Here is a 19,768-nt window from a genome sequence, read left to right on the forward strand (position 1 = left end):
TTCTAAGCTTAACTTGCGAGGGGACCCAGCCGGCGGGGACTTGCGAGGTTGGGGAGCAAGTTGGGCGCTATTGGATGCGGACCGGCTTGGACCGTTCCACCGTTGGCCTCCTCACTCAACTGATGCGACGATGTAACGGTGAACGATGCTGAAAACACCCAATCCTCCGCTTCCCAGCCCCTGCAAGAGCGCGTGAACAACCGCTCCCAGCGGCCCACATCCGATGCCTTCAAGGCATTCATGGCGAGCAACTGGGCCCCGGCCCCGCAGGAAACCCCTGCGCGCGACGCCGTTGCAGACCACGCCGCCACCCGGCGCCGTGCGATTTCCGAACAGTTCAAGGGCGAACGGCTCGTTATCCCGGCCGGACCGCTGAAGGTCCGCTCCAACGACTGCGACTACCGCTTCCGCCCGCACTCCGGCTTCGCGCACCTGACCGGACTGGGCCTGGACCACGAGCCCGACGCCGTGCTGATCCTGGAGCCAGTCGCCGAAGGAAAGGGCGACGACGGCGGCAACCACCGCGCCACGCTCTACTTCCGCCCGCTGGCCGGCCGCGATACCGAGCAGTTCTACGCCGACTCCCGCGCCGGCGAATTCTGGATCGGCGCCCGCCCCACCCTCGCCGAGTTCGAGGCGCGCCTGGGCCTGCCCACCGCGCACATCTCCGAACTCGAAGTGGCCATCACCAAGAACGTGGGCGCCCCGGAAATCGGCGGCATCTCCATCCGCCTGGTCCGCAAGGTCGACGAGAACATCGACGCCCTGGTGGACACCGCACGGTACAACACCGCCAAGGACCCGGAAAACCTGGACATGGGCGAGCTCGATGCCCTGGACGAGAAGCTCAGCGAGGCCCTGTCCGAGCTGCGCCTGATCAAGGACGCCTGGGAAATCGAGCAGATGAAGATCGCCGTGGCTGCCACGGTGGAAGGCTTCGCCGACGTCGTCCGCGCCCTCCCCCGCGCTCTGACCCACAAGCGCGGCGAACGCGTGGTGGAAGGCGCGTTCTTCGCCCGGGCCCGCGAAGAAGGCAACGAGCTCGGCTACGACACCATCGCCGCGGCCGGCAACAACGCCACCGTGCTGCACTGGAACCGCAACACCGGTACAGTCAACGCCGGGGAACTGCTGCTGCTCGACGCCGGTGTGGAGGCCGATTCGCTCTACACCGCCGACGTCACCCGCACCCTGCCGGCCAACGGCACGTTCTCGGACATCCAGCGCAAGGTCTACGAGGCCGTGCTGGACGCCGCCGACGCCGGTTTTGCGGCCGCCCGCCCGGGCGTCAAGTTCCGCGACATCCACACCGCGGCAACCACCGTGCTGGCCGAGCGCCTGGCCGAATGGGGCTTCCTGCCCGTGTCGGTCGAGGAGGCCATCAGCCCCGAGGGCCAGCAGCACCGCCGCTGGATGCCGCACGGCACCAGCCACCACCTCGGCCTGGACGTGCACGACTGTGCCCAGGCCAAGCGTGAACTGTACCTGGACGGCGTCCTCACCGAGGGCATGGTCTTCACCATCGAGCCCGGCCTGTACTTCAAGAACGAGGACCTCGCCATTCCGGCCGAGTACCGCGGCATCGGCGTCCGCATCGAGGACGACATCCTGATGACTGCGGACGGCCCGGTCAACCTCAGCGCCGCACTGCCCCGCAAGGCGGACGACGTCGAGGCCTGGATGGCGGGCATCTACCAGGACGCGCAGGGCTAGGCTCGGCGCCCAGCAAACCGCGCACTACCCGCAGACAGCAAAAGGAAGGCCGCCGGAATTCTCCGGCGGCCTTCCCTTTGGTTTTCGACTGCTGTGGTGCTAGTGCTTGCCCTGCCCGTTTTCCGGGCTCACGCCGGCGCCCGCGTCTGGGGCGGTTTCGGCCTGATCGTGCTGCTCGCCGGGCTGCTGGCCGTGGGGGTCAACACGCACGCCGTACTGCGGCCGGCCGTCTGGCAGGTCCGGATAGCGTACGGCAGCGGGGGCGGGTGCCCGTTCCGGTGCCGGCTGGGCACCGGTTTCAGTTGCGGCCGCTCCGGCTGCCTGTGCGGCGCCTGCTTCCGCGCCTTGCTGGGAGCCGCGCTGGCCGTAGGGATCGCTCCAGCCGGCCGGACGCTCCGGGGCCTGGCCGGGCTGCTGGAACGGCTGGTTCTGCGGGTTGTAGTTCTGCGGGTTGTAGTTTTGAGCATGCCCTGCGGCGGCCTCGGACGGGCTCATGGGCAGCTGGTGGAGGAGCCGGCGGGCCTCCTGCGATGCTTCGAAGGCCACAATGACGTCATAGTTGGTGGCCACCACCTGGCTGGTGGAGGTGAAGTCGCGCTTGCCGCGCTGCATGGCGTAGGTGACGATGCCGAACAGCATGAAGAAGGCGGCACCCATAAGGACGGAGGTCACGATCGAGAACGCGCCGCCGGCGGGAGCAAAGAAGGACAGCATGACACCGACGAACAGGCCGAACCACATGCCGCTGAGGGCACCGGACAACGCCACCCGGGGGTAGCTCAGGCGGCCCGTGACGCGCTCCACCATCTTCAGGTCATTGCCCACGATCGAGACGAGCTGGACCGGGAACTGCTGGTCCGCGAGGTAGTCCACCGCCTTCTGGGCGTCCAAATAGGAAGTGTAGGAGCCCACGGTGTCTCCTTGCGGGACACTGCGGGATTCCTCCGTGGCCTTGGGTGCACCAAATATGTTCGACATATCCCCATTCTGTCCCATGGACATGTGCGTGGGCTGAAATTCAGCTAAAAGAGAGCAGACTCGGTAGCCTGTAAGAATGAGTTCACATCCCTCACGCGTCTTTGTCGCGCGCCTTCTCGGACTGGACGTCTTCGACCCTTTGGGCGACCGTCTTGGCCGCTTGCGCGACGTCGTGGTGCTCTCCCGCGGGACCCGCGGCGCTCCGCACGTGGTGGGCATCGTCGTCGAGGTTCCGGGCAAGAAGCGCGTGTTCGTTCCCATGACGCGGATTACGTCCATCGACCAGACCCAGATCATCTGCACAGGGCTGGTGAACCTGCGCCGCTTCGAACAGCGCGGCGCCGAAACCCTGGTGGTGGCCGAGATGTTTGACCGCCGGGTAACGCTGGCTGACGGCAGCGGCGACGCCACCATAGAAGACATTGCCATGGACCAGCAGCGCTCCCGCGACTGGTTCGTCAGCAAGCTGTTCGTGCGCCGCGGCCACTCGCTTTCCCCGCTTAGCAGGCTGCGCCGCAACGAGACCCTGATCATCGACTGGGCCGACGCCCACCAGGGCGCCAAGACGGAGCCGCAGGCCGCCACCCAGTTCGTGGCCACCCACGAGGACCTCAAGCCGGCCGACTTCGCCGAAGCGTTGCAGGAGATGAGCGACAAGCGCCGCTTCGAGGTTGCCAGCGAGCTCCAGGACGAACGCCTGGCCGACGTGCTCCAGGAAATGCCCGAGGACGACCAGGTGGAGATCCTCTCCGCCCTGGACGTGGAACGTGCCGCGGATGTCCTGGAGGAGATGGACCCCGACGACGCCGCCGATCTCCTTGCCGAACTCCCCACCGCACAGGCTGAGGAACTGCTCCGCCTCATGGAGCCGGAGGAGGCCGAGGACGTCCGCCGCCTGCTCGAATACGACGAGGACACGGCCGGCGGCCTCATGACGCCCGTCCCGGTCATCCTGCCCCCGGAGGCCACCGTGGCCGAGGCCCTGGCGCACGTCCGGCGCGAGGAACTGTCCCCCGCGCTGGCGTCCTCGATCTTCATCGCGCGGCCACCGCTGGAGACCCCCACCGGAAGGTTCCTCGGAGTGGTGCATATCCAGCAGCTGCTCCGCTACCCGCCGCCGGAACCCCTGGGTAACCTGGTGGACAAGAACCTGGAGCCGGTCTCGGACCAGGCCCACATCAGCGAGGTGGCCCGTACCCTGGCCACGTACAACCTGAATTGCCTCCCCGTCGTCAACGACGACGGACGCCTTGTGGGGGCGGTGACTGTTGATGACGTGCTGGATCACCTGTTGCCGGATGACTGGCGCGCCCACGAGGATGCCGCCCCTGTAAAGAAGCTTGGAGGCCGCATTGGCTGATATCACCACGGCAAAGAGCTCCGTCCGCGGTGCCGGCAAGGCCGCCGGCAAAGGAAGCCTTGATACGCCGCTGAGCGGACGCCAGCGCATCCTGCCGAAGTTCTCGCCCAACCCGGACGCCTTCGGCCACGCGACGGAAGGCTTCGCCCGCTTCATGGGCACGCCCACCTTCTTGGTGTACATGACGATCTTCTGCGTCTTCTGGATCGTCTGGAACACCTTTGCGCCCAAAGAGTGGCAGTTCGACTCACAGGCCCTGGGCTACACCCTGCTGACGCTGATGCTGTCCCTGCAGGCCTCGTACGCCGCTCCCCTGCTGCTGCTGGCCCAGAACCGCCAGGACGATCGCGACCGCGTCTCCCTTCAGCAGGACCGCCAGCAGGCCGCCCGGAACCTCGCGGACACCGAGTACCTCACCCGCGAACTGGCCTCGCTGCGCATCGCCCTGCGCGAAGTGGCCACCCGTGACTACGTCCGTGCCGAGCTCCGCACGCTCCTGGAGGACATGCTGGAGGCCCAGGAGGAGTTGCGCGCCCATGGAACCGGCGACGCCAAGGCCGGCGAGAGCCCGCGCGAGAAGGTCAAGGACAAGCTCAAGGAAAAGCGGGACAAACAGCGCGGCCCGCGCACCCAGCAGATCCCCAAGGTCCACCCGCAGCACGCCGCACCGGCTGCACCCGCAGAACAGCCAGAAAGCCGGTCCTGACCGCATGAGCACCCCCTCCTCCGAGGCACTGAATGCTGCCCTGGAAACCGTCATCGACCCGGAACTCCGCCGCCCCATCACCGAACTGGGCATGGTGGATTCCGTGGCCGCCTCCGCGGACGGCATGGTCCGCCTGGCTGTACTGCTGACCATTGCGGGCTGCCCGTTGCGCGACACCATCACGGCAGACGCCACTGCGGCGCTGTCCAAGGTTCCGGGAGTGTCCGGCGTCGAGGTCGAACTGAAGGTCATGAGCCCGGAGCAGCGCAACGCGCTCAAGGAGCGGCTGCGCGGCCCGGGCGGCCAGCGGGGCGTCCCCTTCGCCCAGCCCGGTTCACTGACCAAGGTGTACGCCGTCGCGAGCGGCAAGGGCGGGGTGGGCAAGTCCTCCGTGACCGTCAACCTGGCGTGCGCGCTGGCCGCACAGGGGCTGCGCGTGGGCATCGTGGACGCCGACGTCCACGGCTTCTCCGTGCCGGCACTGATGGGCATCACCCAGGCGCCCACGCAGGTGGACGACATGATCCTGCCGCCGGTTGCCTATGGCGTGAAGGTCATTTCGATCGGTATGTTCGTCACCGGCAACCAGCCGGTTGCCTGGCGCGGCCCCATGCTGCACCGTGCCCTGGAGCAGTTCCTCACGGACGTCTACTTCGGCGACCTGGACGCCCTGTTCCTTGACCTGCCGCCGGGCACGGGCGACATCGCCATCTCGGTGGCGCAATTGCTGCCCAACGCCGAGATCCTGGTGGTCACCACGCCGCAGGCCGCGGCCGCGGATGTGGCCGAGCGGGCGGGCACCATCGCCACGCAGACCGGCCAGAAAGTGGCGGGAGTCATCGAGAACATGTCGTTCCTGGAAATGCCCGACGGCGGCAGGATGGAACTGTTCGGAAGCGGCGGCGGCGCCGTCCTCGCCGAACGGCTGAGCGCCGCCGTGGGCAGCGACGTTCCGCTGCTGGGCCAGATCCCCCTGGACATCCGGCTGCGTGAAGGCGGCGACGCCGGCCGGCCGGTGGTCCTGGACGCCTCTGGGACGGCCGCAGCGCGGGCTCTCGCGGGCATCGCTGGGCAGCTGGCCACAAGGCCCCGCGGATTGTCGGGCATGCCGCTGGGGATCCAGCCGCGATAGCCCCGCTTGCCGGAGCCTTAGGTGGCTTCTGAGTCGAACGGTGCGCTTTCGCCGTCGGGCAGGCGCTCAATGGTCCGGGCAGGAGTCTTGGCTTCGCTCACCGTCTCGCCGGAGGAAACGGCGGCGGCTGCCGCTGCAACGGGGGCACCGGCACTGAGCGGCTTTGAGTCGTCATCGAGGAGCGCGTCCTTGATGATCCGGCGCGGATCGTACTGGCGCGGATCGTATTTCTTCCAGTCGACTTCATCGATGTCGATGCCGACTTCTTCCTTGATCTGCTCCCGGGCACCCGACGCCATGCGCCGGACTTCCTTCACCAGATTCGCCAGCTTCTGGGTGTATTCGGGCAAGCGGCTGGGGCCGATCACGAGTACGCCGATGATCAGGAGGAGGATGAACTCCGGGCCGTTGATTCCAAACACGCTACGAAGATTACCTTGTCTATGGTGCGGCTCATAAACCGGTGGGCCGGGCAAGTGTCCGGAGCCCCCGGACCAGGCGTTCCAGCCAGCTCTCGGGATCGGACACCCGGACCTCCGAGTGCAGTGAGTCGCCTGCCCGGACCAGCTCCGGGACGGCGTCATCGGCATGCTCCGCGGGCAAATCGGACGTGTAGCTGAGCACGGCAGCGGAGGTCTTGTAGACGGCTCCCCACGGCGTTCCCTGGGTGACGGACAGTTCAGCGTTGCCGCTGCCCGCCGGATCCCCGAGGTGCTCCTCGATCACGGTGGCGTGGTACTGGCCGCTCCGGAGCCGCAGCTCGACGTACGGGTGTCCTTCGTGCAGGGAGGCGTGCGCGGAGACCAGCTGGAAGCCCAGTCCGGCAAGCTCCGGGCAGACCCAACCCTCCCCGCGCAGGCTCTCCAGCTGTTCCGGACCCAGGTTCACGGTTGTCCCGGGGCTGAACGTCGGCAGGATCGCCGCGGCGGCCTGCCGGGCGGTGCCGCCATCCACCGTGGCACCCACCATGCTCCGGGCTTCGCGCTGTCCTGCCAGCGCCACCTCCGGCGAGGGATCTCCCGCCACGGCGTAGGCAGCCAGGGCCAGGACGCCCGCACTGGCGGCGAGGCCTCCTGCGGCCACGGCCGCGACGCGGATAGCGTGCCAGGCACCGCGGCGCGGCGGCTGGACCGGTTCCTGGGCAAGTCGTTGGGTGTGCTGGATCAGGCGGGCTGCCAGGTCCTGGCTGGCCAAGGGCACGGCGGCGCCGCGCAGGCGTTCCAGGTACTGGCGTTCCCGGCGCACGGCGGACATGCACTGGGCGCAGCCCTGCAGGTGCCCGGGTTTCCGGCTGTGCCGCAGGGCAGTCAGTTTCCGGGTCCAGCCACCGGCAAGTCGTTTGCGCTGACCCATCGGGGCTTACAGGATGCCGGCGATGCGCGGCATCTTCAGGCGTGGCTTCCGGGCCGCCAGCGGGCGGGGATCACGGTGCGCGAGTTTGTCGCGCAGCATGGTGCGGCCGCGGTGGATCCGGGACCTGACGGTCCCCAGCTTCACGCCCAGCGCCTCGGCGACCTCGTCGTAGGAGAGTCCCTCAAGGTCGCAGAGCACGACTGCGGCACGGAAGTCCGGCGGCAGTTCCTCCAGGGCGCGCTGCACGTCGAGGTCCAGGTTGTTGTGCTCGAAGCTCTGTTCCGGGCCCGGCTCCCGGCCGGGCAGCCGCGACTCGGCGTCCTCGGCCAGGGCGTCAAAGCGGATCCGGCTCTTGCGCCGGGCCTGGTCCAGGAAGAGGTTGGTGGTGATGCGGTGCAGCCAGCCGTCCAGCGTGCCGGGCTTGAAGTTTTCCAGCGAGCGGAACACGCGCACGAACACTTCCTGGGTAAGGTCTTCGGCGTCGAACTTGTTGCCGGTCAGGCGGTAGGCCAGGCGGTAGACCTTGGCGGAGTGGTTGGCAACCACGTCTTCCCAGCTGGGCATGACCCATTCGCTGGCGGCCGCGTCGGCGGCTTCTGTTGTCTGGACTGGCGCAGCATGTGATGCCGGCATCGTCCGCTCCCCTCAAACTGTGTGTCACCAGTGGTTCGGTGCCGCCCACCACCTGAATGGCCGGACATACATCATCCCAAGTTTGTCTGGGAATTTCCTGACCGAGGGCTCCATTCCCCGCAGGGCGAACGGGCACGCAACACATCCGGTCCGGGGCCCCGGAACGCCGGGCGGCCGGGCCGGACACAGTAGTCTGTTAGAAACACCCCCGAGCCGCGGAGAGCGAACCCCTACATGAGCGCCGACAAGTCAACCAGCTGGTCCTATGCGGAAGATCTGCCTGCCGAGGATGACGTGTTGCTGCGTGCCCGGGAACGCTCCTTCGAGCTCGGCGTGACCCCCATCAGCGCAGGGGTCGGAGCGGTGCTGACCGTGCTGGCCGCCGCCTCCAAGGCCCAGACCGTGGTGGAGGTCGGCTCGGGCGCGGGCGTGTCCGGTGTCTGCCTGCTGCGCGGCCTCAGCCCGCAGGCCGTACTGACCACCATCGACGTCGACGTAGAACACCTCAAGGCGGCACGCGAAGCCTTCCTGGAGTCCGGCAGCCCGGCGAACCGCACCCGGACGATTTCCGGCCGTGCCGCGGACGTGCTGCCCAGGCTGACAGACGCGGCGTATGACCTCGTGTTCATCGATGCGGACAAGCCCAACTTCCCCGGCTACGTTGAGCAGGCCATCCGGCTGCTCAAGTCCGGCGGCACCCTGGTCATCAACGACGCCCTGGACAAGGACCGCGTATCCAACCCTGCCGCCCGGGATTCCACCACCGTGGTGCTGCGCCAGGTGGGCAGGGCCATCCGCGACGACGACCGCCTCGCGTCCGCCATGCTCCCCACCGGCAACGGCCTGCTGGTGGCCGTCAAGAAATAGCCGGTCCGGCCGTTAAACATGAAGGCAGGGCGCCGGCGTTGGCCGGGCCCTGCCTCAGTGAATCTATTCGGTAACGCCTACGAGGCATTCCTTGAGGTTCGCCGCTTCTGCTGCGTTGAGTTCGACCACGAGCCGTCCTCCGCCCTCGAGCGGCACACGCATGATCAGGCTGCGGCCCTCTTTGGTTACTTCCATAGGGCCGTCGCCAGTACGTGGTTTCATAGCCGCCATTAGGAAAATCCCCTCCATTTGTCCCAGATCACTCCAGCCCGGCCGGGCTGGGTCCGCGTCACAACTGCAGCCCCGATGGCGCTGTCTTGGCAGCCGCCGTGACTGAGCACCTGTAGGTGCCTTTGTCCCCGCTTACACTCCATTATCCCGTACTTACCCGTCCGTAGCTAATCGCTGGACTTTTTGTCCGGGCTTTGTTCGTGGCTTGGATCACTGCTATGAGGGCCGCATCAAGGCGGATAGTCGCCGCCTCCGGGGAGCTGCGCCCAGGCCCACAGCCAGACAATCCAGACGATCTGGAGCAGCGAAAACATCACGACGACGGTTCCCCGGTACGCCTTTGAGCGCGAGAGAAGCGCCGCGCCGAGCGCCAGGGGAAACAGCGGCAGCAACATGCGGAAGGTGCTGGTCTGCGGGTGCAGGAACACCAGCAAGTAGCCCATGTAGCAGGTGCACCACAGCCGCAGTTCCAAGCCCAGCGCCCGGACGGGGCGGGAAACCATCAGCAGGGCGAAGAGCCCGGCGAAGACAAACGGGGCCATGATTCCCAGGACCGGCCCGAATAGCATCCGGCCCGTGTCGAACCAGGGCTTGAAGGGCACCAGGTCGTGTCCGCGCCACACGGTTTCGGTACGCGTATAGGCGGCGGGATCCCCCGTCGTGGCCCAGGCGATGGCCGGCCAGGCCAGGGCCCCCAGCCCGCTCACCAGCACCAGGGCCGCGAGCGAGGCCAGTTCCCGCGCCGGGGGTGCGTCCTCCGGCCGGCGGGGGCCGAACCTCAGCCAGAGCCGGTGCAGCAGCAGGAAGCCCATCATGGCCGCAAAGGGCACGCCGGTGGGCCTGGAGAGGCACATCAGCAGCACCACGGGCATGGCCGCCAGGTACCGGCGGCGCACCACCAGCAGCAGCGCAGCGGCAAGAAGAAGGATGTTGAGCGGTTCCGCGTACGGCACCTGGAGGATCGCGGAGACGGGAAACGTGGCGAAGAAGGCCACGCCCCACAGCGCCGTGCGCCGTCCCGCGAATTCGCGGAAGAGCCGGAACACCACAAGTGCCGCACCGAGCCCCGAGACCATCGCGACGGCGGTCAGCGACTGCAGCGTGCCCAGCCCCGTGACAGTGCCCAGCCCCCTGGCCAGGAACGGGAACAGCGCGTAGAAGGCCCAGGCGTTTTCCTGGACGTCACCCTGCCCGTTGACGGGGAGCGTGGGCGGATAGCCGTTGTCCGCGGCTTCGGCGTACCAGCGGCCGTCCCAGATGGTGATGAAACTCCAATAGTCCGGCGCCGCAGGAAACCACGGGTTGACGCCCTGGTGGATGGCCGCGGCCATGAAGATGCAGGCGCTCAGCAGCCTTGCGGCCACGTACACAAGCGTGGTCTGGAGCCACCAGGGCCAGTGGGCCATGCGGGCCGCCGCACCCGAAATGCTCCGCCACAAACCCTCGGTGGGACCCACAGGCACGTGCTGCAGGGGCGCGGAAGGGCTCACTGGGTGCTCCCGCCCGTCTCCGCTTCCCCCTCCGGAAGATCGCGCAGCCCCCGGGGCCCGCTTTCCCGAAGCCCGCTTTCCCGGAGAAGGCCCAGCCGCTCGATTTCCCGGTCCTTCGCGGCAAGCTGCTCACGCAGGTCATCGAGGACCTGGTCCACCTGGTCCATCCGGTACCCCCGCAGGCCGAGGGCGAAACGCACGCGGTCGACGTCGGGCGCTGTCGCCTGGGCAGGCAGCAGGACCGGCGGCAAGTTCGGTACCGGCTCGTCAAGCCCCGCGCCGAAGGACCGGCCGGTCCGGGCGATCCCGACACCGAAGGCCAGGGCGGCGCCGAGGAGGACGATCGCAAGGAAAACCAGGAAGAAGCTCACAGCACCCATCGTGCCAGAAACCACGGCCTGCTATTCCGGGCGCTGGTCTCCGTTGGTTCCGGCCGGCCGCGGAACGCCGTGCAGGACGCGGTGCACGGCCTCTGCGGGATCGTCCACCAACTGAATGAGGTCGAGGTCCTTCTCGGACACCATGCCCTCGCCCACCAGGGTTTCGCGGATCCAATCGATCATGGGTCCCCAGAACTTGACGCCGAGCAGCACGATGGGGAACGACGTCACCTTGCGGGTCTGGACGAGGACCATGGCCTCGAACAGCTCATCCAGGGTCCCCAGGCCGCCGGGCAACACCACGAAACCCTGCGCGTACTTGACGAACATGGTCTTGCGGGCAAAGAAGTAGCGGAAGTTGATTCCGAGGTCCACCCAGCGGTTCAGGCCCTGCTCGAAGGGCAGTTCGATGCCGAGCCCCACGGAAACTCCACCGCCTTCCACGGCGCCCTTGTTCGCGGCTTCCATGGAACCAGGGCCACCACCGGTGATCACCGCGACTCCGGCTTCGGCCAGCTTGCGTCCGACGTCCACGCCCATCTCGTAGTACTCGGTGCCGGGCTTGGTCCGGGCCGAGCCGAAGACGCTGACTGCCGCGCCGAGGTCGGCCAGGGCGCCGAAGCCCTCCACGAATTCGCTCTGGATGCGCAGCACCCGCCACGGGTCGGAGTGGACGAACTGTCCAGGACCCCGCGAGTCCAACAAATGCTGATCGGACATTCCGCCCGTCGCCTGTTTGCGCCGCAGTTCCAAGGGTCCCTTGTGCCGGGCCGGGGCCTCTGCGGCGGGAACCGGGGTGGCGGCCGCGCGGCCATTGGCATCTGGAGAAGGAACTGGGTGCTGGCTGATGCTCATCGCCCAAGGCTAGCGCGTATGAAAGCATGCTTGGTTCCGGCACGGCGCCAATCTGCATTGCAAGCTGATATACGGCTGCGCGGGAGGTTTCTGTTCAGTCACGATCTGGAGGATTGTGGCGTGACCGGGGTCATAATCGCCGGATTCTTCGCTAGATTCTTCCTATGACTACACAAGTGTCCGGCGAAGCACTCGTCTCCCTGAATGGCGTCAACAAGCACTACGGTCAGCTCCACGTACTCAAAGACATCAACCTGCAGGTGAACAAGGGCGAAGTGGTAGTGGTCATCGGCCCTTCCGGTTCGGGCAAGTCCACGCTGTGCCGTGCCATCAACCGGCTGGAAACCATCGACGTCGGCGAGATCTCGATCGACGGCAAGAGACTTCCGGAAGAAGGCAAGGACCTCGCCCACCTTCGGGCCGACGTGGGGATGGTCTTCCAGTCCTTCAACCTCTTTGCTCACAAGACGATCCTGCAGAACGTCACCCTGGGGCCCATGAAGGTCAAGGGCACGGACAAGGGAACCGCGGAGAAGGAGGCCATGGCACTCCTGGAGCGCGTCGGCGTCGGGCACCAGGCTCCCAAGCTGCCGGCCCAGCTGTCCGGCGGCCAGCAGCAGCGCGTGGCAATTGCCCGTGCGCTGGCCATGAAGCCCAAGGTGATGCTGTTCGACGAGCCCACCTCGGCGCTTGACCCCGAGATGATCAACGAGGTCCTGGACGTCATGGTCCAGCTCGCAAAGGAGGGCATGACCATGATCGTGGTGACCCACGAGATGGGCTTTGCCCGCAAGGCCGCCGATCGCGTGGTGTTCATGGCCGACGGCCAGATCGTGGAGGACGCCAAGCCCGAGGACTTCTTCACCAATCCGCAGAGCAACCGTGCCAAGGATTTCCTCTCCAAGCTCCTGTCCCACTAGCACGTTCCCAAGATCGCACCCAGGCCGTAAGGGCGGCCACCTATGAAAGGAATGTCATGAAGGCTTTTATTACCCGGAGGAAGTCGCTCCTGGTGGCGGCCGGCGCGGCGCTTGCGCTGTCGCTGAGCGCCTGTGGGGGCGGCACCACCACCACGCCCCCGGTGAACACACCCACCTTTGCGTCCGGCACCACCATGGAGAAGCTGAGCAAGGCCGGGAAGATCACCATCGGCACCAAGTTCGACCAGCCGCTCTTCGGCCAGAAGGGCCTCGACGGCAAGCCCGTCGGCTTCGACGTCGAAATCGGCAAGGCCATCGCGGCCAAGCTCGGCCTCTCGGCTGACAAGATCGAATGGGTCGAAACCGTGTCGGCGAACCGCGAGCCCTTCATTGAGCAGGGCCGCGTGGACATTGTGGTGGCCACCTACACGATCAACGACGCCCGCAAGCAGAAGGTCTCCTTCGCAGGCCCGTACTACGAGGCCGGCCAGGCCCTGCTGGTGAACAAGGACGATTCCTCCATCACCAAGCCGGAAGACGTCAAGGGCAAGAAGGTCTGCTCCGTGACCGGTTCGACGCCGGCCAAGACGATCGTCGAGAAGTACCAAGCCGAACTGGTACCTGCCGCGAACTACACCGCCTGCCTTGAGCCGCTGCGCAACAAGCAGGTTGTTGCCGTGACCACGGACAACGTGATCCTGGCCGGCTATGTGGACAAGGAGCCGGACGCCTTCAAGCTGGCTTCCGACCAGACCTTCACCAAGGAGCCCTACGGCATCGGCCTGAAGAAGGAAGACACCGTCTTCCGCAACTGGATCAACGACCAGCTTGAGGCCTTCGCGAAGGACGACACCTACAAGAAGGCCTGGGAAGCAACGGCAGGCAAGGTCATCAAGACCGTCCCCGCGCTCCCCACGATCGTCCGCTACTAGCCGGAACCCGGCAGCTGCCGCCGTTGAATGACCGTGACGGCGGCAGCTTCCGACCCAGGATCCAATCCCTGTTCCGCCGCAGCCGAAGGAAGCCATGGACGCCATCTTCGAAAGCCTCCCGCAATACTGGGACGGATTTCTCAGAACCTTGTTTCTCGCCGTCGTATCGGGTGTCATCGCACTCCTTCTCGGCACCCTCCTGGCCGCAATGCGCGTCTCCCCAGTCGCTGCCTTGCGGGGCTTCAGCACGTTCTACGTTGAAGTCGCCAGAAACACCCCCCTCACCATCATTTTCTTTTTCTCCGCCATCGTCCTCCCCCGGCTTGGCGTCAAGTTCGAGCAGTTCGAAGTCGCCGCCATCATTGCCCTCAGCAGCTACACCGCCGCGTTCGTGGCCGAAGCCGTTCGGTCCGGCGTCAACAGCGTTCCGGTGGGCCAGGCCGAGGCCGCACGCAGTGTGGGCATGACCTTCACCCAGGTCTTGGGATTCATCGTCCTGCCGCAGGCCCTGCGCACCGTGGTCCCGCCACTCATCAACATCATGATCGCCTTGGTCAAGAACTCATCCGTTGCGGGTGCCTTCTTCGTCCTCGAACTCTTCGGTTATGGCCTCCAGCTGTCCAACAGCCGTGGCGATGCCGTCATGTGGATCCTGATCGGTGTGGCGTTCTTCTACCTGCTGATCACGGTGCCCCTGGGCCTCCTGGCTCACTTTGTCGAGCGAAAGGTGGCGATTGCCCGATGACTTCGGTTCTCTACGACGTACCGGGCCCCAAGGCCCGCCGCATTTCGCTTATTGGCTCCGTGCTCGGTTCGATCATCATTGCCGGCGGCGTGGTGGGAGCCATCGTCATCTTGTCTTCGCAGGGCATCTTCAACGCTGCGCGTTGGGAAGTCTTCGTCAACGAATCTGCCAAGGATGTGTGGACCCAGCTCGGCCTGGGTGTCCTCGCCACCTTGCAGGCGGCAGGCGTGGCCGCAGTCATCGCCTTCCCGCTGGGCGTGGCCCTGTGCCTGCTGCGCATCTCCCTGATCTCGTGGATCCGGGTCCCTACCCAAGTGGTGCTGGAATTCCTACGGGGCATGCCCGTGGTCCTGATGATCCTCTTCGTGCTGCTGGTCTTCGCGACCAGCCCGTTCGTGGCAGTCGTCAGCGGCCTGGTCCTCTACAACGCCGCAATCTTCGCGGAGATCCTGCGGGCGGGCATCCAGTCCCTCCCCAAGGGGCAGCGCGAGGCCGGCCTGGCCATCGGGCTGCGCAGCTTCCAGTCGCGGATGAGCATCGAGTTCCCGCAGGCCATCCGGCGGATGCTCCCCTCGCTCATTGCGCAGCTGGTGGTACTGCTCAAGGACACCTCGCTCGGCTACATCGTGGCCTACGAGGAACTGCTGAGGAAGGTCAAGCTGATCTCGGACCTTGAGCCCAGCCTGTTGTTCTCCGCGTTCTTCGTGGGCGCGGCCATCTACATCCTGATCAACCTGTCGGTTTCCCGGCTGGCGATCTGGATCGAACGCCGCGGCTCCAATAAGGCCGCAGGCGGAGTCGCATCCGCCATCAAGACGGTTGACCTGCAGCTCGACCAGCCCGGACCGAAGTAAAGAACCTTCCGTCCACAGCAGGCCTTGGCAAAGAAGGTCCGCAGCCACCAGGCTGCGGACCTTCTTTGCCATAGGGTTCGTCGCGGGCTACTGGCCCAGCCACGTCCGCAGTGCGCGCAGGCACTCGCGGATGGCGTCGGCGTCGACGTGTTCATTGTCCTTGTGTGCCAGCAGCGGGTCGCCGGGCCCGAAGTTCACCGCCGGGATGCCCAGCTCACTGAAGCGCGCGACGTCGGTCCAGCCATACTTGGGCTTGGGCTCGGCGCCCACGGCGGCCACGAAGGACGCGGCGGCGGGGTGGTTGAGTCCCGGGCGGGCGCCGGCCGCGGCGTCGGTGCGGACCACATCGAAGCCGTCCAGGAGCTCACGGACGTGGGCCTCGGCCTGGTCCGGGGTCTTGTCCGGGGCGAAGCGGTAGTTGATCTCCACCACGCAGCGGTCAGGGATGACGTTGCCGGCCGTGCCGCCGTTGATCCTCACGGCGTTCAGGCTTTCGCGGTAGTCCAGGCCGTCAACGTTGATGGTGCGCGGCTCGTAGGCATCCAGCCGGGCCAGGATGGGGGCGGCGGCATGGATGGCGTTGCTGCCCATCCACGCCCGGGCCGAGTGCGCTGCCTCGCCAAGGGTAGTGACTTCGAAGCGGCTGGTGCCGTTGCACCCTCCCTCAACGGTGCCATGGGTGGGCTCCAGGAGGATGGCGAAGTCGCCGCCCAGCAGGTGGCCGTGGTTGCGGACGAGCCGGCCCAGGCCGCTCTTCACGGCTTCCACTTCCTCGTGGTCGTAGAAGACGAAGGTGACGTCTTTGCCGGGCTGCGCGCCGGCGTCGAAGAGTGTGGCGGCAAGCGAAAGCTGCACCGCCACGCCGCCCTTCATGTCGGTGGTGCCGCGGCCATAGAGGATGCCGGAGCCGGGGACGCCGGACTCCCACTCGGCCGGAACCGTGCCGCGCGAACCGTCAACGGTGGGCAGCGGGACGGTGTCCAGGTGCCCGGCCAGGATGACCCGTTCGGCGTGCCCCAGATTGGTGCGGGCGATGATGGAGTCTCCGTCACGGACCACTTCGTAGACCGGGATCGCGCGCAGTGCGGACTCGATGGCGTCGGCTAGCACGGTCTCGTTGCCGGAAACGCTGTTGATGTCGATCAGCGCGGCGGTCAGCAGGGCGACGTCCTGGCGCAGGTCGAGGAGGGCGGGAGCGGATTGAGCAGTCACCCGTCCACTTTATCCCGCGTTATTGCGACCGGCTCCGGTAGCCCGCGTTTCAACCCAGCCGCGGGCGCTCGATACACTGGGGCCATGACTGAAACCGCTTCTTCCGCTGTGCCCGCAAACGACCGTTCCGCCTACGGCTTCGGCCTGGCCACCATCGCCACCTCGGCCACCGGGGAAGCAACCGTGCTGGACGTCTGGTTCCCGGCACCGGCCCTGGGCACCGCCGCAGAGGCCCTGCGCGATGTCGAGAACGCCGACGAAAGCCTGGCCACGCTGGCCGCCGACGGCATCGACGCCGATCGCGGCACCGAGCAGAAGGTTGTCTTCGCCCAGATCGACCTCGACGCCGCCCCGGCCGACACCGCCGACGCCTACCTGCGCCTGCACCTGCTCTCGCACCGCCTGGTCCAGCCCAACAGCATCAACCTGGACGGCATCTTCGGCAAGCTCCCCAACGTGGTGTGGACCAACTTCGGCCCCGCCGCCGTCGAGGGCTTCGAACTGACCCGCGCCCGCCTGCGCAAGCGCGGTGCCGTGGTGGTCTACGGCGTGGACAAGTTCCCGCGCATGGTTGACTACGTTGTCCCCACCGGCGTCCGGATCGCCGACGCCGACCGCGTCCGCCTCGGCGCCCACCTTGCCGAAGGCACCACCGTCATGCACGAAGGCTTCGTGAACTTCAACGCAGGAACGCTGGGTACCTCCATGGTGGAAGGCCGCATCTCCGCGGGCGTGGTGGCCGGTGACGGCACCGACGTCGGCGGCGGCGCCTCGATCATGGGCACCCTGTCCGGCGGCGGCAAGGAACGGATCTCCCTGGGCGAACGCGTGCTCCTCGGCGCCAACTCCGGCGTGGGCATCAGCATCGGCGACGACTCGGTGGTGGAAGCCGGCCTCTACGTCACCGCCGGCACCCGGGTTCGCGTTCCCGGCCCGAAGGATGCCGACGGCGAGGACACCAGCAAGATCGTCAAGGCCGTGGAACTCTCCGGCGTTCCCAACCTGCTGTTCCGCCGCAACTCCACCACGGGCGGCGTGGAAGTCCTGCCGCGCAAAGGCCAGACGGTGGAGCTGAACGAAGCACTGCACGCCAACTAGCAAGAAATCCGTGATGCGCCGGCTCCGCCGCACAATCATCCTGGTGCTGGCGCTGGCCCTCGTGGCCGGCGCGATCTACACCGTGGTAGCTGTACTGCAGCGCTCCGAGACCCTCGTCTCGGAGCGCTGCGTCGCCGTCGTCGGTTCGGAGTCCTTCGAACTGGCCACGGACCAGGCGGCCAACGCCTCGCTGATCTCGGCGATTTCCGTGCAGCGCGGGCTGCCGCCGCGCGCCGCAAGCATCGCACTGGCCACGGCCATGCAGGAGTCCAAGCTGCGCAACATCAACCACGGCGACCAGGCCGGGCCCGACTCCCGCGGGCTGTTCCAGCAGCGGCCGTCCCAGGGCTGGGGCACCGAGGCCCAGGTCATGGACCCGGTGTACGCAACGAACGCCTTCTACGACGGCCTGGTCAAGGTTCCCGGCTACGAGGCCATGGAAGTGACCGACGCCGCCCAGCTGGTGCAGCGCTCTGCGTTCCCGCACGCCTATGCGCAGCATGAAGGGATGGGCCGGGCCTACGCCTCGGCCCTGACCGGCCACTCCGATGGATCGCTGGACTGCACCCTGCGGATGCCTGAGACCGCCGGCGACCCCAGCGATGTTGAGAGCAGCATGTCGACGGTGTTCGGTGCCGTGGCGGCCGACGCCCAGGGCCGCACCGTCCAGGTCAGTGCCACGGGCCCCCAGGCCTGGGCCATTGCCCAGTGGGCCGTGGCGAACGCCAAGTCGTTGGCAGTGACCCAGGTGGACGTGGAGGGCCACACTTGGAACCGGCAGGACCGCAAAGGCTGGCAAGCCTCCGCAGCGGCAGCCGGGACCGTGACGATCACCGTCTCCGCGCCGACCACCTAGAGCGTGCTGTCCGGGCGCGTGCGTCCCGGGCGCGTGCGTCCGGGCGCGTGCGTCCCGGGCGCGTGCGTCCCGGCGCGTTCGTCCCGGCACCTCTCAGGCGAGGATGTCCACCACCGGCTGGACGTAGCTGCGGAACACCTCGGGCTGCGAGAGCAGCTTGTGGCTCATGATCATCTTGTCGGGTTCCAGGTACCAGGCCCGCGGCTCCTTGAGCGGAAGTTCAATGATGGTCAGGCTGAAGTCCCGCGAACTCCGTCCAACCTCCAGCAGCCGGTCCTCCACCATGTCCCCCAGCACCGAGGCGGCGCCGCTGGCCTCCCGCACCGCCTCAAGCTCGCTGTACTCGTCAAGGCGGTCTCTGGCCCATCCCAGGGCAGCGCCGAAGTGTGCCTGCAGGACACGCTGCAGCGCCGGAGAATTGCCAAAGGCTTTGAAGTCCGGCGGAACCAGTTCAGGTGCCTGCTTCGGGTGCGCCCTGATCAGCTGCTCCCACCAGGCTTCCCACTCGGTCTTGAGGGCATGCACCCCGCCCACCTCGGCAGTGAGGTGCGTATGGTCGGCCTGCCGGACCTTGGGGGCGGCGTGTGACAGGGACGGTGTTCCGGCACCGTCCAGGCCAGCCACTTCCTTCAGGTAGAAAGCGATGAGCATTGGCCTGGAAGTATCCATGGTGATCCGCCAGCCCTGGCCGCCTGTATCGTGCATCCGAACGCCTCCTTGGCATGTGTCCGACGGTTTCCAGTCTATTCCCGTTGGACCCGGAGGTTAACTGGAAGGCGGCACGGCCTGGAAGGCGCTCAGATGGGAGGCGAGAACGTCACGGCAGACCTCGGCGGTCATCCATTCGGGCTGGAGCAGGGCGTGCATGCAGAGCCCGTCCAAGGTTGCCAGCAACCTCTCCGCCTCTGTGACCAGGTCCCGCTGGCCGGCACCGCCGGACGGCATCAGGTGCATGATGAGACGCCCGACGACGGCCGCCACTGCGCGGTGGCTGCGGGCCGCTTCGTCCACCAGCGCACGCTTGACCCTGGCGGCGTTCCGGAACGCCATCCAGACGCAGGCGTCCACGGCCAGTTCCTCGTCAAGGGGCAGGAACTGGCCCAGCAGGGTTAACACGGCCTCATGGTGGGCGGCGGTCCCGGGCTCCTGTCCCGTGACGTCATCCAGGCACGCCTCCAGCCGGTCGAGAATCCGGTCGACCACCGTGGCGAACGAGTATACGAGGAGCTCGTCGCTGCTGGCGAAGTAGTGCCGGACGGAGCCAACCACCAGTCCGGCCTCCTCGGCAACCTCGCGCAATGACGCGCGTTCGAGGCCATCGACGGCGATGATCCGGAAGACCGCTTCGACAACTTCCTGGCGCCGGGCTTCGGCATCAACAATCTTGGGCACCACTAGTTTTTAGCACGCTCGTGCCTTAATGCAGGAGCGGCACGCCGCCGTTTTCGGCTAG

22 protein-coding genes are annotated in these 19,768 nt (G+C 66.9%); 11 read left to right on the plus strand and 11 right to left on the minus strand.

Features of this window, described 5'->3' with window-relative positions; all coding sequences use genetic code 11:
* Nucleotides 1–138: 138 nt before the first annotated feature.
* Nucleotides 139–1,713, plus strand: coding sequence for an aminopeptidase P family protein (locus tag NVV90_RS14345; protein WP_258437948.1), 1,575 nt, complete (start codon nt 139–141; stop codon nt 1,711–1,713).
* Nucleotides 1,714–1,812: 99 nt separating this feature from the next.
* Here NVV90_RS14345 and NVV90_RS14350 read toward each other — a convergent pair whose 3' ends face one another.
* On the minus strand, nt 1,813–2,691 hold the full coding sequence (locus NVV90_RS14350; RefSeq protein ID WP_258437949.1) for a general stress protein: 879 nt from the start codon (nt 2,689–2,691) through the stop codon (nt 1,813–1,815).
* A gap of 76 nt (nt 2,692–2,767) precedes the next feature.
* Here NVV90_RS14350 and NVV90_RS14355 point away from each other — a divergent pair, with 76 nt between their 5' ends.
* Genes NVV90_RS14355 through NVV90_RS14365 form a run of 3 tightly spaced genes read left to right on the plus strand, consistent with a single transcriptional unit; the run spans nt 2,768 to nt 5,889 of the window.
* On the plus strand, nt 2,768–4,051 hold the full coding sequence (locus NVV90_RS14355; protein WP_258437950.1) for a magnesium transporter MgtE N-terminal domain-containing protein: 1,284 nt from the start codon (nt 2,768–2,770) through the stop codon (nt 4,049–4,051).
* The gene (locus NVV90_RS14360; RefSeq protein ID WP_396125314.1) at nt 4,032–4,757 is read left to right on the plus strand and encodes a DUF1003 domain-containing protein; all 726 of its coding nucleotides are present in this window, start codon (nt 4,032–4,034) and stop codon (nt 4,755–4,757) included. The genes NVV90_RS14355 and NVV90_RS14360 overlap by 20 nt, the downstream gene beginning before the upstream one ends.
* A 4-nt stretch (nt 4,758–4,761) precedes the next feature.
* Nucleotides 4,762–5,889, plus strand: a complete 1,128-nt coding sequence (locus tag NVV90_RS14365) for an Mrp/NBP35 family ATP-binding protein (protein WP_258437951.1) — start codon at nt 4,762–4,764, stop codon at nt 5,887–5,889.
* A 17-nt stretch (nt 5,890–5,906) separates the two neighbouring features.
* Here the strand turns inward: NVV90_RS14365 and NVV90_RS14370 are convergent, their stop codons facing one another.
* The 3 genes from NVV90_RS14370 to sigE are packed head-to-tail and all read right to left on the minus strand — an operon-like array spanning nt 5,907 to nt 7,875.
* Nucleotides 5,907–6,311: a Sec-independent protein translocase TatB gene (locus NVV90_RS14370; RefSeq protein ID WP_258437952.1), complete on the minus strand. Its 405-nt coding sequence runs from the start codon at nt 6,309–6,311 to the stop codon at nt 5,907–5,909.
* A 31-nt stretch (nt 6,312–6,342) separates the two neighbouring features.
* A complete protein-coding gene (locus NVV90_RS14375; RefSeq protein WP_258437953.1) occupies nt 6,343–7,242 on the minus strand; it encodes a hypothetical protein in 900 nt (299 codons plus the stop codon).
* A gap of 6 nt (nt 7,243–7,248) precedes the next feature.
* Nucleotides 7,249–7,875, minus strand: coding sequence for an RNA polymerase sigma factor SigE (sigE, locus tag NVV90_RS14380; RefSeq protein ID WP_258437954.1), 627 nt, complete (start codon nt 7,873–7,875; stop codon nt 7,249–7,251).
* 234 nt (nt 7,876–8,109) lie between these two features.
* Here sigE and NVV90_RS14385 point away from each other — a divergent pair, with 234 nt between their 5' ends.
* Entirely contained in the window at nt 8,110–8,742 is a 633-nt protein-coding gene (locus NVV90_RS14385; protein ID WP_207614579.1) for an O-methyltransferase, read from the plus strand.
* Nucleotides 8,743–8,805: 63 nt separating this feature from the next.
* Here NVV90_RS14385 and NVV90_RS14390 read toward each other — a convergent pair whose 3' ends face one another.
* The 4 genes from NVV90_RS14390 to NVV90_RS14405 form a co-directional block, all read right to left on the minus strand.
* A complete protein-coding gene (locus NVV90_RS14390; protein WP_009357720.1) occupies nt 8,806–8,973 on the minus strand; it encodes a DUF3117 domain-containing protein in 168 nt (55 codons plus the stop codon).
* A gap of 230 nt (nt 8,974–9,203) precedes the next feature.
* Entirely contained in the window at nt 9,204–10,379 is a 1,176-nt protein-coding gene (locus NVV90_RS14395; RefSeq protein ID WP_258441189.1) for a hypothetical protein, read from the minus strand.
* An 80-nt stretch (nt 10,380–10,459) separates the two neighbouring features.
* Nucleotides 10,460–10,834, minus strand: a complete 375-nt coding sequence (locus NVV90_RS14400) for a DivIVA domain-containing protein (RefSeq protein WP_396125315.1) — start codon at nt 10,832–10,834, stop codon at nt 10,460–10,462.
* A gap of 30 nt (nt 10,835–10,864) precedes the next feature.
* Nucleotides 10,865–11,698 carry a TIGR00730 family Rossman fold protein gene (locus NVV90_RS14405; RefSeq protein ID WP_258437955.1) on the minus strand — a complete coding sequence of 278 codons (834 nt, stop codon included), beginning with the start codon at nt 11,696–11,698 and terminating at the stop codon, nt 10,865–10,867.
* Nucleotides 11,699–11,862: 164 nt separating this feature from the next.
* Here NVV90_RS14405 and NVV90_RS14410 point away from each other — a divergent pair, with 164 nt between their 5' ends.
* From NVV90_RS14410 to NVV90_RS14425, 4 genes are all read left to right on the plus strand, one after another.
* Nucleotides 11,863–12,618, plus strand: coding sequence for an amino acid ABC transporter ATP-binding protein (locus tag NVV90_RS14410; protein WP_258437956.1), 756 nt, complete (start codon nt 11,863–11,865; stop codon nt 12,616–12,618).
* Between the two features lie 56 nt (nt 12,619–12,674).
* A complete protein-coding gene (locus tag NVV90_RS14415) occupies nt 12,675–13,550 on the plus strand; it encodes a glutamate ABC transporter substrate-binding protein (protein WP_258437957.1) in 876 nt (291 codons plus the stop codon).
* Between the two features lie 94 nt (nt 13,551–13,644).
* Complete coding sequence (locus NVV90_RS14420; protein ID WP_258437958.1) at nt 13,645–14,295, plus strand: amino acid ABC transporter permease; 651 nt, start codon at nt 13,645–13,647, stop codon at nt 14,293–14,295.
* Nucleotides 14,292–15,149 (plus strand): amino acid ABC transporter permease, encoded by an 858-nt coding sequence (locus tag NVV90_RS14425; protein ID WP_258437960.1) that lies wholly within the window; start codon nt 14,292–14,294, stop codon nt 15,147–15,149. The genes NVV90_RS14420 and NVV90_RS14425 overlap by 4 nt, the downstream gene beginning before the upstream one ends.
* Nucleotides 15,150–15,236: 87 nt before the next feature.
* Here NVV90_RS14425 and dapE read toward each other — a convergent pair whose 3' ends face one another.
* Complete coding sequence (gene dapE, locus NVV90_RS14430) at nt 15,237–16,361, minus strand: succinyl-diaminopimelate desuccinylase (protein ID WP_258437961.1); 1,125 nt, start codon at nt 16,359–16,361, stop codon at nt 15,237–15,239.
* Between the two features lie 84 nt (nt 16,362–16,445).
* Between dapE and dapD the strand changes: the two genes are divergently transcribed.
* Together dapD and NVV90_RS14440 are read left to right on the plus strand one after the other, a co-directional pair.
* Complete coding sequence (gene dapD, locus NVV90_RS14435) at nt 16,446–17,459, plus strand: 2,3,4,5-tetrahydropyridine-2,6-dicarboxylate N-succinyltransferase (protein ID WP_258437962.1); 1,014 nt, start codon at nt 16,446–16,448, stop codon at nt 17,457–17,459.
* Nucleotides 17,460–17,472: 13 nt separating this feature from the next.
* On the plus strand, nt 17,473–18,315 hold the full coding sequence (locus tag NVV90_RS14440) for a hypothetical protein (RefSeq protein WP_258437963.1): 843 nt from the start codon (nt 17,473–17,475) through the stop codon (nt 18,313–18,315).
* Between the two features lie 93 nt (nt 18,316–18,408).
* On the opposite strand, the gene NVV90_RS14445 is transcribed toward NVV90_RS14440, so the two are convergent.
* Nucleotides 18,409–19,020 (minus strand): hypothetical protein, encoded by a 612-nt coding sequence (locus NVV90_RS14445; protein WP_258437964.1) that lies wholly within the window; start codon nt 19,018–19,020, stop codon nt 18,409–18,411.
* Between the two features lie 60 nt (nt 19,021–19,080).
* Entirely contained in the window at nt 19,081–19,707 is a 627-nt protein-coding gene (locus NVV90_RS14450; protein ID WP_258437965.1) for a TetR/AcrR family transcriptional regulator, read from the minus strand.
* Nucleotides 19,708–19,768: the final 61 nt, after the last annotated feature.

This window comes from Arthrobacter sp. CJ23 (genome assembly GCF_024741795.1).
GTDB lineage: Bacteria > Actinomycetota > Actinomycetes > Actinomycetales > Micrococcaceae > Arthrobacter.

Excerpts from the sequence above, each read along its gene's own strand:
- NVV90_RS14405 (WP_258437955.1), bottom strand. The coding sequence starts at position 11,698 with ATGAGCATCAGCCAGCACCCAGTTCCTTCTCCAGATGCCAATGGCCGC.
- NVV90_RS14355 (WP_258437950.1), top strand. The coding sequence starts at position 2,768 with ATGAGTTCACATCCCTCACGCGTCTTTGTCGCGCGCCTTCTCGGACTG.
- NVV90_RS14390 (WP_009357720.1), bottom strand. The coding sequence starts at position 8,973 with ATGGCGGCTATGAAACCACGTACTGGCGACGGCCCTATGGAAGTAACC.
- sigE (WP_258437954.1), bottom strand. The coding sequence starts at position 7,875 with ATGCCGGCATCACATGCTGCGCCAGTCCAGACAACAGAAGCCGCCGAC.
- NVV90_RS14395 (WP_258441189.1), bottom strand. The coding sequence starts at position 10,379 with ATGGCCCACTGGCCCTGGTGGCTCCAGACCACGCTTGTGTACGTGGCC.
- NVV90_RS14440 (WP_258437963.1), top strand. The coding sequence starts at position 17,473 with ATGCGCCGGCTCCGCCGCACAATCATCCTGGTGCTGGCGCTGGCCCTC.
- dapD (WP_258437962.1), top strand. The coding sequence starts at position 16,446 with ATGACTGAAACCGCTTCTTCCGCTGTGCCCGCAAACGACCGTTCCGCC.
- NVV90_RS14375 (WP_258437953.1), bottom strand. The coding sequence starts at position 7,242 with ATGGGTCAGCGCAAACGACTTGCCGGTGGCTGGACCCGGAAACTGACT.
- NVV90_RS14410 (WP_258437956.1), top strand. The coding sequence starts at position 11,863 with ATGACTACACAAGTGTCCGGCGAAGCACTCGTCTCCCTGAATGGCGTC.
- NVV90_RS14420 (WP_258437958.1), top strand. The coding sequence starts at position 13,645 with ATGGACGCCATCTTCGAAAGCCTCCCGCAATACTGGGACGGATTTCTC.
- NVV90_RS14350 (WP_258437949.1), bottom strand. The coding sequence starts at position 2,691 with ATGTCGAACATATTTGGTGCACCCAAGGCCACGGAGGAATCCCGCAGT.
- NVV90_RS14445 (WP_258437964.1), bottom strand. The coding sequence starts at position 19,020 with ATGCACGATACAGGCGGCCAGGGCTGGCGGATCACCATGGATACTTCC.
- NVV90_RS14365 (WP_258437951.1), top strand. The coding sequence starts at position 4,762 with ATGAGCACCCCCTCCTCCGAGGCACTGAATGCTGCCCTGGAAACCGTC.
- NVV90_RS14415 (WP_258437957.1), top strand. The coding sequence starts at position 12,675 with ATGAAGGCTTTTATTACCCGGAGGAAGTCGCTCCTGGTGGCGGCCGGC.
- NVV90_RS14425 (WP_258437960.1), top strand. The coding sequence starts at position 14,292 with ATGACTTCGGTTCTCTACGACGTACCGGGCCCCAAGGCCCGCCGCATT.
- NVV90_RS14385 (WP_207614579.1), top strand. The coding sequence starts at position 8,110 with ATGAGCGCCGACAAGTCAACCAGCTGGTCCTATGCGGAAGATCTGCCT.